Here is a 13,984-nt window from a genome sequence, read left to right on the forward strand (position 1 = left end):
TCTAAAAGTTCTTTTCTAGCGTTTACTAAGCGTAAAAATCATTGACTAATGTCAAGAAACGTTGGTTTTCTGCTGAAGTACCTACTGTTACACGCAGACAGCCTTCGCAGTGCAGCTCACGCGTACGATTTCGCACAATCACCCCGCGCTCTATCATGAAATGAAACAGCTCATCCGCACGATCAAATTCCACCAATAGAAAATTTGCTGCACTTGGTACGATCTTTCGCACCTGCTCTACACCCTCCAATGCGTGGATTAGTTTTTCGCGCTCGGCGAGCAGGGTCTGTACATGATTTTTTTGCTTTTCGTGATTGGCCATGGCCTCCAGTGCGAGCTGCTGATTGGCAAGACTCAGATTATAAGGAGGTTTGATTTTTTCCAACATGGCTATCACATAAGGATCGCCCATAGCTACCCCCACACGGATACCTGCCATTCCCCACGCCTTACTCAGCGTCTGTAGTACCACCAGGTTGGGGTACTTTTCCAATTCATCGATCCAGCTAGCTTCGGGCGAAAAATCAATATACGCTTCATCTACCACCACTATTCCTGGAAATGATTTGATCAGCTCATGCATATCTTGTCGCCTGAGCAAGTTCCCACTGGGGTTGTTCGGAGAACAGAGAAACAGCAGCTTAGCGTGCTCATCCCATGCAGAAGTAAGTGCAGGCATGTCCAGCTCAAAATCTGGCGTGAGTGGCACCAGCTTATTCTCCACGGCATTGATGGACGCACTCACTTTGTACATCCCATAGGTGGGTGGCAAAGTAATGATGTAATCTTTGCCTGGTTCGCAAAAAAGGCGAATCAATAAATCGATGGGTTCATCACTACCATTGCCAAAAAATATACGCTCCTGGCCTACCCCTTTGAGTGCACTCCACCGCTCCTTTAAGGCTTTGTGGTGCGGGTCTGGATATCTGTTAAAGTGTCCTGAAGCGGCCGAGCCCAACGCATTTTCATTGGCATCCAGAAAGACTTCTGCCTCTCCTTCAAACTCATCCCTTGCGGAAGAGTATGCTTTCACCGTCCTCAGGTGACTCCTTACTAAGTTTTCCAGAGATTCCATCTTCCCGAATTTTATTTAGTCTAACAGTTACCGCATTCTTGTGACCGTCTAGCAGCTCGGCTTCAGCCATACGCTCCACAGTAGGACCTAAAAGCATCAGTCCTTCCTGTGTGATGCGCTGGTAGGTTATGTTTTTTACAAAACTATCCACTGACACTCCGCTATAGGATTTGGCCCATCCATTGGTGGGCAGTGTGTGGTTGGTACCAGAGGCATAATCGCCGGCAGATTCTGGTGTGTACTCTCCCACAAACACAGATCCAGCACTAATCACTTTTTCTGCCAGTTTCTCAGCCTTTTCTGTGCTGATGATGAGGTGTTCAGGGCCATAACTATTGATGATGTTCAATACTTCTTTTCTGCCCTCAACAACTATTATGGAGCTTTCTCCCAAAGCCTTTTCGGCGATTTTCTTCCTACTTAACTTCGAAAGCTGAGCCTCCACTTCGGCATTCACTTCTTCAGCCTTCTTTTTGCTGGTAGACACCAGTACCACCTGGCTATCAGGACCATGCTCTGCTTGTGCCAACAGGTCTGAAGCAGCATAAGCGGCGTTGGAGTTTTTGTCTACCACCACCATTACCTCCGATGGGCCAGCCGGCATATCGATGGCTACATCCTGCTTGGCCAGCATTTGCTTAGCTACGGTAACGTACTGATTACCCGGACCAAAAATCTTATCCACTTTGGGTACCGTGTCTGTACCGTACCCCATCGCAGCTATGGCCTGCGCACCGCCCAGTTTGAGCACACGCTTTACGCCCACTAGCTGTGCCGTGTACAATACCACTGGGTTGATTTGCCCCAGCCTATTGGTAGGTGAAGAGATGATCACTTCGTGACATCCGGCTATCTGTGCAGGCACGGCCAACATCAGAACAGTGGAGAATAAAGGTGCCGATCCGCCAGGCACATACAGCCCCACCTTTTCGATAGGCACTTGTCTGCGGCTACACGTCACACCGGGCATTACCTCCATCACGGTAGGTGCCTGAAGCTGAGCCTCATGAAACTTCCTGATGTTTTGGTAGGCGATCTGAATGGACTCTTTGAGCGTATCCTGCACCTGACCACTTGCGGCTTCAAACTCCTCTTCTGTAACCCAAAGATCATCCAGCTCCACATGATCATACTCCAGTGCCAGTTTACGCAACGCCTTATCACCACCACGCTGCACCTTTTCCAATATTGGCTTCACGATCTTTTCAATTTTTGAAAAGTCATACGAAGGCCGCTGTAAGATTTGCGCCAGCTCGTTGGATGCTGGGTTTTCGTATATTTTAATCATTGAATCATTTTTTCGATAGGCACCACCAGAATACCTTCTGCTCCTGCCTCACGTAGTTTTTCAATATTGCCCCAGAAATCATCTTCGTTGATCACCGAATGAATGCTGCTCCACCCCTCTTGAGCCAAAGGAAGCACTGTAGGGCTGCGCATACCAGGTAAGAGGTCAATGATTCTATCTAAAGACGCATTGGGCGCGTTGAGCAGTACATATTTATTGTTTTTACCTTCCAGCACCGAATTGATTCGGAAAATCAGCTGATCGAGCAATGCCTTCTTGTCATCACTCATTTGCTTGTAGGCCACCATCACTGCCTCCGACTTCATGACGGTTTCTACCTCTTTGAGGCCATTGCTGAGCAATGTACTGCCTGAGCTTACGATATCGCAGATACCTTCGGCCAAACCAATGCCAGGTGCAATCTCCACTGATCCACTGATCATGTGCACTTCTGCATTTACTCCTTGATCCTTGAGGTAATTCTTTAGAATGGTGGGATATGAAGTGGCCAGGTTTTTACCTTCGAAGTACTGAATGCCTGAGTAATCCACCTCACGAGGCACAGCCAACGAAAGGCGGCACTTAGAAAAGCCCAGATGCTTCACTACGTCCACTTCTTTTTGGTACTCATCCTGCACGTTTTGCCCCACTATACCGATATCGGCTATGCCGTCTTCTACATACCCGGGGATATCGTCATCCCGAAGAAAGAGAAATTCGATTGGGAAATTGGAGGATTGAGCTTTGAGCTTTTTGGCTCCATTGTTAAACTTAATACCACATTCTTTGAAGAGCTTCAATGAGTCTTCGCTTAGTCTGCCTGATTTCTGTACGGCTACTTTGAGATTTGACATAAAAGGAAAATGAGTAAAGTAAGAGTGTAATATGAACTATAGCGTGCAATATGCTCGTGTCCCGGGGAGGGCTTGTGCTTAAGAGCAATGATGATGTAGATGATGATGCAGTGCTAGTTTCATATGTTTGAATCTTCGCGACAAATGTAAAACCGAAAACTTTATAATGTCAACCTTACAGTAAAAGAAATCTTAATTGAATAGAACAATCTTTTGCAGTGACAGCATCCTTCATACTGTTTGTTCGTCATACGTACTAGAAAATGAAAAATCCCGGAGAAAATTCCGAGATTTTTGATGTTTAGTATTTATTCCTCCTCTTCTAGCCCGTAAGTCCAGACTGGCCGCTTGGCATGGTTTACCACATCTTCGGCGATGCTTCCCGCCAGGAAGTGTCCAATGCCTCTTCGTTGGCGTGTACCGATAGCAATCATATCTGCGGATATATCTTCGGCATAGGCAATCACGCCATCTTCTTCATTGGAGTAGTTGTAGCTCTCGTAAGTACAGTTTTGTATACCAAACTCTTCAATAAAAGCTTCCATCTGCTTACGGTCATGACGGGTAGAGGTAAAACTTGCAGGTGTATTGATTTTTACCAGTCGCAGTTTAGCACCGAAAACCTGCTGCAACGCTTTCACCTTGTCTACAAACCCCTTAGGCACTTCTTGAAAGTTTGAAGCCATTACAATGTCATTGATACCGTCGGTACTGGCCGGACCATTCAAGGTGATCACCGGGCATTTGGCATAGCGAACCATGCGCTCGGCATTGGAGCCTACGAAAAACTCTTCAGCACCTGATGCCCCTGAGGTACCCATCACTACAAGCTCGATCTTTTCTGTATCGATCTCCTGAGCAAGTTCTTTGAAGGGGTTTCCTAAAACAATTTTGTAGCTCAGGTCTATGGATTTGTAGGTGGGGTCCGACATGAGGTCATTCATCTTAGCCTCCACCGTATCGATCATTTTCTTGATATACAGGTTTTCCATGGGGTCCGGATTGGTCACGCCCATGGTTTTAAATGTCTCCGGGCCGGGCTGTTCGATCACGTTGAAAACGGTGATTTTGGTGCCGGAGAGTTTTTGTGCAATGTCTGACGCGAAGTTGAGGGCATGGTGTGCCACCTCAGAAAAGTCGTAAGGTACGAGGATACGATTCATGATACGAGTTAAATTTTGGTTTTGTGTGATCCTAATATAAGCAAAAGCGGGATCAAAAACGCCACGTAAAAATTATCCCAAATACAAGCCCAGACCTACTAACAGCACAAAGAGAAGCGTAGTAAGTGCAAGCTGCTTCAGGTATGGATCTAACTCATTAGAAGTGGTTTTGGTTTTTACTGCCCAGGCATTGCGCCCTAATAGTGGCAAACACAGCAAAAACACATAGGACTCCCAACTCGCACGCTGGATCATAAAAAACACCACCATACAGACAACCGCCAGCGCCAGAAGCAACCACTGATACCAAACAGCCGCTGCTCGCCCAATTCGCACAGGAATGCTGTATTTCCCAGACAGTTGATCCGATTCGATATCACGGATATTGTTGACATTGAGCACACCTACAGCCAATAATCCGCAAGATGCTGCAGGCAAAAGCACTGCCCAATCCAGTGCGTGGGTATAGAGGTAATAGCTCCCTCCTACGCCCACAAAACCAAAAAACAACAAAACAAAAAAATCTCCAAATCCTGCATAGCCATATGGGTTTTTGCCTACCGTGTACTTAATGGCCGCAGCTACTGCAGCTATACCCAACACCACAAAAACACTCACCTGTGCCCACTGGTCACCAAAGGCCAAAAACGTAAGGTAAAATCCTGATGCTAATGACAAAACCGAAAACACAATTAGCGCTCGTTTCATTGCCTTTTTGGAAATAAGACCCGCTGAAACCGTACGCTTCGGTCCGGTGCGCTGGTCTCCATCTACACCTGAGGTGGCATCACCATAGTCATTGGCCAGATTGGAAAGCACCTGCAGAAATAATGTCGTGATCAGGCTCCAGGCCAGTATGACACCATCAAACATACCCTGACTAGAAGCCAGGAAGCTCCCCAAAAAAATTGAAGAAAATGCCAGAGGAAGCGTGCGCAGCCTAAAGGCCTGAATCCAAGCTTTTAACTCCATGCTTACATTCTTTCAGGGACATGTATTCCGAGCAACAGCATGCTTTTGCGAATGAGACGCGCTACCGACTGTGAAAGAGCAACTCTAAACTTCACCGCTTCTTTGTTGTCTTCGTTGAAGATAGGTACATCCTGATAGAAGCCATTGTAAGTTTTGGCCAACTCATAGACATACTGTGCTATCAGCGCTGGAGAGTACTCCTCGGCAGCCAGGTCCACTGTTTTGGTGTATTCGGTCAGCTTATGAATAAGCTCTAGCTCTTTCGGCAGCAGTGAGGTGATTTTAGCAGGGTCAAATTTTGTACTCACGTCAAGGCCTTTTGCTCTACGCAAGATCGCCGAAATCCGTGCGTGGGTGTATTGTATAAACGGTCCCGTGTTACCCTGAAACTCGATAGACTCCTGCGGGTTAAAAAGCATGCGCTTTTTCGGATCCACTTTCAATAAGAAGTACTTGAGTGCCCCCAAACCTAGAGTACGATACAGCTCCTGAGCCTCATCTTCTGTCAGCCCTTCGATTTTACCCAGCTCGCGCGTTTGCTTTTCGGCAGTATCAAACATCTCCTGCATCAGGTCATCTGCATCTACCACAGTTCCTTCACGCGATTTCATTTTGCCGGATGGCAGGTCTACCATGCCATAAGAAAGGTGATAAAGCCCATCAGCATAGTCTCTACCAAGTTTTTTCATGATAGAAAAAAGCACCTTGAAGTGGTAATCCTGCTCATTGCCCACCACATACACGGACTTTTCGAAAGGAAAATCCTGATGCTTCAAGTCGCAAGTACCCATATCCTGAGTGATGTAAACCGACGTACCATCACCACGGAGCACCAGTTTTTCGTCCAGCTTCTCTTTGGTGAGATCTACCCATACAGAGCCGTCTTCTTTTTTGAAAAACACCTCACTACCCAGTCCTTCTTCGATGATGTCTTTGCCCAGCAGATAGGTATCGGACTCGTAATAGATTTTATCAAAATCGATGCCCATGGTTTGGTAGCTGGCATCGAATCCATCAAACACCCAGCCGTTCATTTTTTTCCAAAGAGCGACCACTTCTTCATCACCGTCTTCCCACTTTTTGAGCATCTCCTGGGCCTGCAGCATGAGGGGAGCCTGTTTTTTGGCTTCTTCTGCCTCCATGCCCTGATGCACCAGGCCTTCAATTTCTCGCTTATATTCCTGATCGAACCGCACGTAATACTTCCCTATGAGGTGATCACCTTTCACGCCTGATGATTCGGGCGTTTCGCCCGCTCCAAAAAGCTGATAGGCCAGCATGGATTTGCAAATATGAATCCCCCGGTCATTGACCAGGTTGACCTTCATCACCTCGAATCCGTTGGCCTCCAAAATGCGCGACACGGCATCTCCCAGAAAGTTGTTTCTCAGGTGCCCCAGGTGCAATGGCTTATTCGTATTGGGAGAGCTAAACTCCACCATCACTTTTTGTCCTCGTGCTGGAAAGTCTCCAAAATTTTCGTTCTGAGCTATCTCATTCAGCACGCCAATCCACGCTGACTCGGCTACCGACAGGTTGAGAAAGCCCTTCACTACATTGTAGTCGGCCACCAGATCAGAAGATTCTTTGAGGTATTCTCCAATCATTTTACCCGACTCCTCAGGGCTTTTTCTGGTTTGTTTCAGGTAAGGAAATACCACCAACGTGTGTGTCCCTTCAAACTCTTTGCGCGTAGGCTGTAGGGAAAAACTATCTACCGAAAGTTCAAAATCAAACAGCTGTTGAAAGGCTTTGACAATCTCGGTTTTTAAGGCTGAATCTATGGTACTCATGAAAATTTTGTTCGCTTTTCGGAATTAGTCCACAAAAATCTCTTTTCAATCGGACTTAACCAGCGAATTTTCCTTTTTTGTGAAAATAGCGCGGCATTTTTATTCCTTCCAATCTGGCAACCGCCCCTTTTGGATCCCAACTCCTCACAATCAGGACTCCTAAATCCAGTTATTTCTTTGGCAAAAAGACTTCTGCCATCATACAGCGCGCACTACCACCTCCCAGGGCTTCGATCGTATCTAGTGAGCTGTAGAGCAGTTTCCCATGTTTGGAAAGCTGTGATTTCTGATCTTCATTAAGAGACTTATAGGCAGACTCAGACATAACCACCAGCTTATTACCATCCTTGCCAGCTACCTGTAGCATATTCCCGGCAAATCGTTCCTTTTGCTCCTCCGTAATGAAAATCACTTCTTTGCCGGTGGTCTCAAAGCTATGTATGAGGCGTTTTTTCTCCAGCTCATCATCAATACTCTGCGCACAAACCAGCGCAAACTCCTCACCCAGACACATCATCACATTGGTATGATAGATAGGTAGTCGCTCACCATTTACGGTTTGGTTTGCCGTAAAAGCCACCACATCGTATCCAGTACGCTTTTTGAAATCTGTAAGTACTTCAGGATTGGTACGCTCTGAGATAGCCGCATAGGCTATTTTGTTTTGCCTGTCCAGGATTAAACTTCCGGTGCCTTCGAGGTACTTTCCGTGATTTTCCCATTCGGTGAAACTAGCCACTCCTCCCACCTTTCTGTGGCTTTTGATAGCCTCTATTAGGTCATCACGACGCTCCAGCCGTCGGTTTTCGGCAAACATCGGATACAGCATGAGGCGGCCATCTTCGTGAAAGCTCACCCAGTTGTTAGGAAAAATAGAATCTGGAGTAGCCGGCTGGCGTGTATCGTCAAACACCAGCACCTCCACACCTTCGGCTCTGAGCTTGCGCACAAACTCATCAAATTCATATAGTGCCTGCCCTTGAATTTGCTCTTGAGAAAGCCCTTCCATTGTTTTTTGGTAATAGTTGTTGACTGCCGTCTGCTCGTTGCGGTGAAACGCCACCGGACGGATCATCATCAGGGTATCAGTGATTTGTTTCATTTTCTTCTCAGTGGTAAAGTAGAACATCTCAACAGGCCTTCCTGTTTGGCGATTTCCGCATAGGGTATTTCCTCCACGGTGATTCCCTGAGACCTCAGCCAGTCATTTAGACGCGTAAAGTTTCGCTCGCTCACCACTACATCTGGTGCAATGCTGAAAATATTGCTCATCATGTCGTACATCTCGTGCTTGGTGATATGAAAAAGGTTCTCTTCACCAAACAGCTCCACCAGGTACTGATAGTCCTTTTCTTGTCGGAATCCTTCCCTATGAATGATGGCTTTGCCCTCACCTACAGGCTGAAAACAACAATCAAGGTGCAGAGCATTGTCTTCTGCCACTGTATTGGATTTAGCCAGATCAAACTCTTTGACGATTTTATTCGGAAAAAACTCTTTGAGGAACTGCACCCCTTCGAGGTTGGTGCGGGCGGTGATGTAATCTGGGTAATCTTCGCCTTTGTAAGTGCCGATAAAGATGTGTTCACCATGTATCATCACATCTCCACCTTCTATGTGAACCTCCTCCGGCGGGGTAATCACTTTGCCTGGAGCGATCTTCTCTAGAATATAACCAATAGCTTCCAGCTCGGGCACCCTGTCTGGCAGGATATTGGATTTGAACAGGTAATCCTCAATCACAAATGCAATATCACGCGTGAAAATCTGATTGATATCGGTCATCAGTTCAGGGCGGTAGACGGTCACACCGTGTTTTTCAAACACAGCATTGAAAGCCTCCATCTCCTGGACCATATCTTCTTCCTTAGGGTAAGTCCCTGCTTTGATGTGTTCTGCCGATTTCGGATCGTAAGCCTCCTCGAGTTTTGGCGTACCTCCGCAGCTTTTGGCCGTACCGAGCACTACAGCTTCCAGCGGAGACATCTCGTCTTTTATATTGAGCTTAATCATGGGGTAATTTGGGTTAAAAATCAGAGCGCAAAAGTACGCGATCATTTCAATATTTATAAGCCTCAAAATATTAAACCAACTATCACTTGCATTTGTCTTTTTTTTGTGAACATTGCGGCTTTTACAACAGTGTGATTCGGAATCGATGAAGAGTTACTCAGACCTTATAGAACAAACCTTCTATTTTCCAACGAAAGAGTTTCGTGTGGAGAATGACCAGCTCAAATTTCATGATGTAGACCTGATGGAAATTATCCGTCAGTATGGCACCCCTCTTAAGCTCACCTATCTACCTAAGATCAGTGAGAACATTCAGTTTGCCAAGCAGATATTTGGTGATGCCATCAAAAAGCACAATTACGAAGGCAGCTACACGTACTGCTACTGTACCAAGTCATCGCATTTTCAGTTTGTACTGGCCGAAGCACTGAAAAACGACATCCATATAGAAACGTCATCAGCCTACGACATTCCTATCGTCCGACATTTGCATGCATCGGGGCTGATAGATAAAAACAAAATGGTCGTTTGCAATGGCTACAAGCGACCGCTCTATGTCCAATACATCGCCGATCTGATCAACGATGGGTTTAACAATACAATTCCTGTACTCGATAACCTCAACGAGCTGCAGTATTACCACGAAAACGTAAAAAAAGATTTCAAAGTAGGCATTCGCATAGCTGCAGATGAGGAGCCAAACTTTGCTTTTTATACCTCCAGACTGGGTATACGCTACCACGATATAGTGCCACACTACAAGGAAATGATCGCTGGCACCAAAGCGCGACTGAAAATGCTTCACTTTTTCATCAATACAGGCATTAAAGACACGGCGTACTATTGGAGCGAGCTGAGCAGGTTTATCTACAAATACTGTGAGCTAAAAAAGATCTGTCCGGATCTGGATACGGTAGATATCGGTGGTGGATTTCCAATTAAAAACTCACTAGGCTTTGAGTATGACTACTCCTACATGGCTGAACAAATCGTCAGCAACATCAAATGGATCTGTCAGAAAAATCACGTACCCGTACCGAACATTGTCACGGAATTTGGTTCGTTTACTGTGGGTGAAAGTGGTGCTACACTGTACTCAGTACTCGATCAAAAACTACAAAACGACAAGGAGCTGTGGTACATGATGGATGGCTCCTTTATCACCCATATGCCAGACGTATGGGGACTCAACGAAAAGTTTATCATGCTCCCCGTCAATCATTGGGACAACCCTCACCATAGAGTAAACATCGGAGGGCTAACATGCGATAGTCAGGACTACTACGATAGTGAAGCCCACATCGGAGAGGTATTCTTGCCGCGTATAGACGATGAAGAAACGCTGTATTTTGGCTTTTTCCACACGGGAGCCTATCAGGAGAGCCTCGGCGGGTATGGCGGCATACAGCACTGTCTCATACCTGCACCCAAGCACATCATCATCAGCAAAGACGAAAATGGGCAGCTTTCGTCCGAGCTTTTTGCTGAAGAGCAAAAAAGTGACGCCATGATGAAAATATTGGGGTACGCAAAAGACTAACCTGAACAGAAACTTGTTTTATTTGCGGTAGGCGGCAATGTTTTGTGAATTGACGCCTACCTGTTATTTTCACAAGTCCGAAGTGTCTTTTCCCAATAGAATACTGTGCATAGAAACCTTGTAATCATACCCACCTACAATGAAAGCGAAAACATCCGCGAAATCACTGCTGCGGTAATGGGGCTTTCCGTTCCATTTGAGCTGTTGATTGTGGATGACGGCTCTCCTGATGGCACCGCTCAGATTGTGCAAGAACTACAGCAGCAATATGAAGGGCGCCTACACCTTATTCAACGGGAGGGCAAACTAGGCCTGGGCACTGCCTACATTCGAGGGTTTCAGTTTGCTCTGGAAAATGGATACGATTATATTTTTGAAATGGATGCGGACTTTTCGCACAATCCCAACGACCTCATCCAGCTCTATCGGGCCTGTGTAGATCAGGGGGCGGACTTATCTATAGGTTCTCGCTATATCAAAGGAGTAAACGTGGTGAACTGGCCTATGGGCCGGGTGCTAATGTCTTACTTTGCGAGCATCTATGTGCGCCTGGTTACGGGCATACCAGTGATGGACACCACCGCAGGATTTAAATGCTACAGTCGCAAAGTACTGGAAACCATCGATCCCGAAAAAATCCGATTTATCGGCTATGCCTTTCAGATAGAAATGAAATTTACCGCATGGAAGCACGGCTTTAAGATTGTGGAGGTTCCGATTATTTTTACCGAACGAGCCAAAGGCAGCTCCAAAATGTCAAAAGGCATCTTTAAAGAAGCCGTATTTGGGGTGTTGGAAATGAAAATCCGAAGCTTGTTTAGAAAATACCAGCCCTACCGCCTTAGTCAAAGCGAATAGCCCGGATAGGCTTAATGCGAGAGATCACCCCAAGGGGTATAAATAGTGCCACTGCTGTAATTCCTACTACAAACAAATTGATCCACAGCACGGCCAGCAAGTCGAAGTTGATAGGCACATGATTCATGTAGTAGTTGGCCGGATCTAGCGGTATCAGTTTGAGGTACTTTTGCACAAGACAAAACCCCAAACCAAACAAGTTTCCCCAAAAAATTCCTTTGAGGATCAGGTTGAGGCCATTGAAAAAGAATATACGTCTCAAAAAACGATTGGCCGCTCCCAGGGCTTTGAGGGTGCCTACCATGTGCGTACGCTCCATGATGAGGATGAGCAAAATAGACACCATATTGAATGCAGCCACAAACAGGACCAGTGTGAAAAAGATGACCACATTGCGATTTACCAATCGTAGCCAGTCAAATATCTGAACGTATTTGTCACTGACCTTGTCTACATACAGATCAGAGCCTGTATTCTCAAAAACGAGCGTTTCGGCTTCATCCATATGGTCAGGATTATCCAAAAACACCTCTATTCCGCCTACAGTCGTCTGCCCCCAGCCATTGATGCGGCGGACGAGGTTGATGTCGCCAAGCACCACCTTCTCGTCAAAGTCTTCCAAACCAGTTTCGTAAATCCCAGTGATTTTTAGCTTTCGCCAGCGAGGCGGGTCTTGCACAAAAAACACCAACACCTCATCTCCTACTCCCAACCTCAGATATTTGGCAATCTTCTGACTAATGGCCACTTCAGTACCATATCCTTTTTCTGGAAATTGAGGAAAATAGCCTTCGCGCATGTGAATAGCAAAGGCAGTGGTATCAAAATGCCGATCAAGCCCTTTCACAATCACACCCTGCACCTCCTCGCCGGTCTTCAGCAATCCCGCCTTGTACGCATAAGTCTGCAGGTAATCCACGCCTGGCAACGCTGCGATGTTTTCCAGCAGCGAATCCTCCGCTATAATGGCTGTTTGTTCAAATGAAGTGGAAAGCGTGTATTTGCTGACAATCAGGTGACCACTAAAACTATAAATTTTTTGCTTGATGGTATCTTCAAAGCCACGGAGGATCATAAACGTACACAGCAGTGCTGCCAAAGCCACAGCAATGCTTACTACGGCAATTTTATTGATGACCGTAGAAAACGATCCGGCATCATTTTTTGTGATTCGCTTGGCTATGAAATACGGAAGATTCAAATATGCTTATTTTTGATCAGCGCAATATTAAATCATATATATCGTGAGACACTTTTTAAACTTAATCTTTTTGCTGCTGATCATCGGCTGCAACTCTCAAAAACCCACCAATCAATTGCTCACCGGAGCAGATCAAATGGACCGCTACCTTCCTCAACTGAAGGATCGGCAAGTGGGGCTATTTGTCAACCACACATCGCTAATAGGTGAAACGCACCTCACCGACAGCTTGCTTGCTCTTGGAGTCAACATCAAACGCGTTTTTAGTCCAGAGCATGGCTTTAAAGGCAATAAACCAGACGGTGAAAAAATCGATAACGAACAATCTGACAAATTTGAACTGGCTTCCCTTTACGGAAAAAACCGCAAGCCAACCGATGAGCAAATCTCAGACCTGGATGTACTGATTGTGGACATTCAGGATGTAGGGGTTCGCTTTTATACCTATGCCAGCACCATGACCTATCTAATGGATGCCTGTGCTCGACTGGACGTACCCGTGATTGTACTGGACCGCCCCAATCCCAACGGCAGCTATGTGGATGGTCCCATGCTTGATGAACAATTTAAATCCTTCGTAGGTCTACATCCCATTCCACTTGTGCATGGGCTCACCTTGGGGGAGCTGGCTCAGATGATCAATGGCGAAGGCTGGCTGGAATCCGGTCTGGCTTGCAATCTTGAAGTAATCCCGGTCACTAATTGGAGTCATGATCAGCCTTATTCTTTACCAGTACGGCCCTCGCCCAACCTACCCAATGACCTCAGCATTGCACTATATCCTTCCTTAGCACTCTTCGAAGGCACGGTGGTGTCCATTGGTCGTGGCACTGATTGGCCTTTTCAGGTGATAGGACATCCGGCATATGATAGCACGTCATTTACATTCACCCCTACACCTAACGCTGGCAGCAAATACCCTCCGCTGGAAGGTCAAAAGTGTTTTGGAGTTGACCTTACAAGCACTGCCCCTACTTATGCTTTCACCTTGAAATACATCCTCGATTTTCACCAAACCCTTAGTGCTAAAGAAATTGAATACTTCAATGCCTACTTTCCAAAACTGGCCGGTACTGATCAGCTCCAAAAGCAAATAGCTGCAGGTATGTCAGAAGATGAAATTAGAGCTACCTGGCAAGAAGACCTCTCTGCTTACAACGTGATGCGACGTAATTACCTGCTCTATCCATTGGAAAGCAAGTGATTCTTCCTAATTTGAAAATCCAA

At 46.1% G+C, this 13,984-nt stretch carries 12 protein-coding genes; 3 read left to right on the forward strand and 9 right to left on the reverse strand.

Annotated features, from left to right (window positions below):
• Positions 1-25: 25 nt before the first annotated feature.
• From hisC to C7460_RS03020, 8 genes are all read right to left on the reverse strand, one after another.
• Positions 26-1,033: a histidinol-phosphate transaminase gene (hisC, locus tag C7460_RS02985; RefSeq protein WP_317127682.1), complete on the reverse strand. Its 1,008-nt coding sequence runs from the start codon at positions 1,031-1,033 to the stop codon at positions 26-28.
• A complete protein-coding gene (gene hisD / locus C7460_RS02990; RefSeq protein ID WP_115866767.1) occupies positions 1,005-2,360 on the reverse strand; it encodes a histidinol dehydrogenase in 1,356 nt (451 codons plus the stop codon). Before hisD ends, hisC begins: the two co-directional genes overlap by 29 nt.
• The gene (gene hisG / locus C7460_RS02995; RefSeq protein WP_115866595.1) at positions 2,360-3,217 is read right to left on the reverse strand and encodes an ATP phosphoribosyltransferase; all 858 of its coding nucleotides are present in this window, start codon (positions 3,215-3,217) and stop codon (positions 2,360-2,362) included. Before hisG ends, hisD begins: the two co-directional genes overlap by 1 nt.
• A gap of 308 nt (positions 3,218-3,525) precedes the next feature.
• Complete coding sequence (locus C7460_RS03000; protein WP_115866596.1) at positions 3,526-4,380, reverse strand: universal stress protein; 855 nt, start codon at positions 4,378-4,380, stop codon at positions 3,526-3,528.
• Between the two features lie 72 nt (positions 4,381-4,452).
• Complete coding sequence (locus tag C7460_RS03005; RefSeq protein ID WP_115866597.1) at positions 4,453-5,352, reverse strand: 1,4-dihydroxy-2-naphthoate polyprenyltransferase; 900 nt, start codon at positions 5,350-5,352, stop codon at positions 4,453-4,455.
• Positions 5,353-5,354: 2 nt separating this feature from the next.
• Positions 5,355-7,145 carry an arginine--tRNA ligase gene (gene argS, locus C7460_RS03010; RefSeq protein WP_115866598.1) on the reverse strand — a complete coding sequence of 597 codons (1,791 nt, stop codon included), beginning with the start codon at positions 7,143-7,145 and terminating at the stop codon, positions 5,355-5,357.
• Between the two features lie 169 nt (positions 7,146-7,314).
• A complete protein-coding gene (gene ctlX / locus C7460_RS03015) occupies positions 7,315-8,247 on the reverse strand; it encodes a citrulline utilization hydrolase CtlX (protein ID WP_115866599.1) in 933 nt (310 codons plus the stop codon).
• Positions 8,244-9,158 carry a dimethylarginine dimethylaminohydrolase family protein gene (locus tag C7460_RS03020; RefSeq protein WP_115866600.1) on the reverse strand — a complete coding sequence of 305 codons (915 nt, stop codon included), beginning with the start codon at positions 9,156-9,158 and terminating at the stop codon, positions 8,244-8,246. Before C7460_RS03020 ends, ctlX begins: the two co-directional genes overlap by 4 nt.
• Positions 9,159-9,303: 145 nt before the next feature.
• On the opposite strand from C7460_RS03020, the gene C7460_RS03025 reads away from it, so the two are divergent.
• Both C7460_RS03025 and C7460_RS03030 read left to right on the forward strand, forming a co-directional pair.
• Positions 9,304-10,698, forward strand: coding sequence for a type III PLP-dependent enzyme domain-containing protein (locus tag C7460_RS03025; RefSeq protein WP_115866601.1), 1,395 nt, complete (start codon positions 9,304-9,306; stop codon positions 10,696-10,698).
• A 105-nt stretch (positions 10,699-10,803) separates the two neighbouring features.
• Entirely contained in the window at positions 10,804-11,556 is a 753-nt protein-coding gene (locus C7460_RS03030; RefSeq protein WP_115866602.1) for a polyprenol monophosphomannose synthase, read from the forward strand.
• Here C7460_RS03030 and C7460_RS03035 read toward each other — a convergent pair.
• Entirely contained in the window at positions 11,540-12,757 is a 1,218-nt protein-coding gene (locus tag C7460_RS03035; RefSeq protein ID WP_115866603.1) for an ABC transporter permease, read from the reverse strand. The genes C7460_RS03030 and C7460_RS03035 overlap by 17 nt on opposite strands.
• 43 nt (positions 12,758-12,800) lie before the next feature.
• Between C7460_RS03035 and C7460_RS03040 the strand changes: the two genes are divergently transcribed.
• Complete coding sequence (locus C7460_RS03040; RefSeq protein WP_245986164.1) at positions 12,801-13,961, forward strand: exo-beta-N-acetylmuramidase NamZ family protein; 1,161 nt, start codon at positions 12,801-12,803, stop codon at positions 13,959-13,961.
• The last annotated feature ends 23 nt before the right edge of the window (positions 13,962-13,984 follow it).

It is taken from the genome of Marinoscillum furvescens DSM 4134, from assembly GCF_003386095.1.
GTDB lineage: Bacteria > Bacteroidota > Bacteroidia > Cytophagales > Cyclobacteriaceae > Marinoscillum > Marinoscillum furvescens.

What these genes read in the sequence shown, in the direction of transcription:
- C7460_RS03000 (WP_115866596.1), bottom strand. Translation starts at nt 4,380, where the DNA reads ATGAATCGTATCCTCGTACCTTACGACTTTTCTGAGGTGGCACACCAT.
- C7460_RS03020 (WP_115866600.1), bottom strand. Translation starts at nt 9,158, where the DNA reads ATGATTAAGCTCAATATAAAAGACGAGATGTCTCCGCTGGAAGCTGTA.
- argS (WP_115866598.1), bottom strand. Translation starts at nt 7,145, where the DNA reads ATGAGTACCATAGATTCAGCCTTAAAAACCGAGATTGTCAAAGCCTTT.
- ctlX (WP_115866599.1), bottom strand. Translation starts at nt 8,247, where the DNA reads ATGAAACAAATCACTGATACCCTGATGATGATCCGTCCGGTGGCGTTT.
- hisG (WP_115866595.1), bottom strand. Translation starts at nt 3,217, where the DNA reads ATGTCAAATCTCAAAGTAGCCGTACAGAAATCAGGCAGACTAAGCGAA.
- C7460_RS03005 (WP_115866597.1), bottom strand. Translation starts at nt 5,352, where the DNA reads ATGGAGTTAAAAGCTTGGATTCAGGCCTTTAGGCTGCGCACGCTTCCT.
- C7460_RS03025 (WP_115866601.1), top strand. Translation starts at nt 9,304, where the DNA reads ATGAAGAGTTACTCAGACCTTATAGAACAAACCTTCTATTTTCCAACG.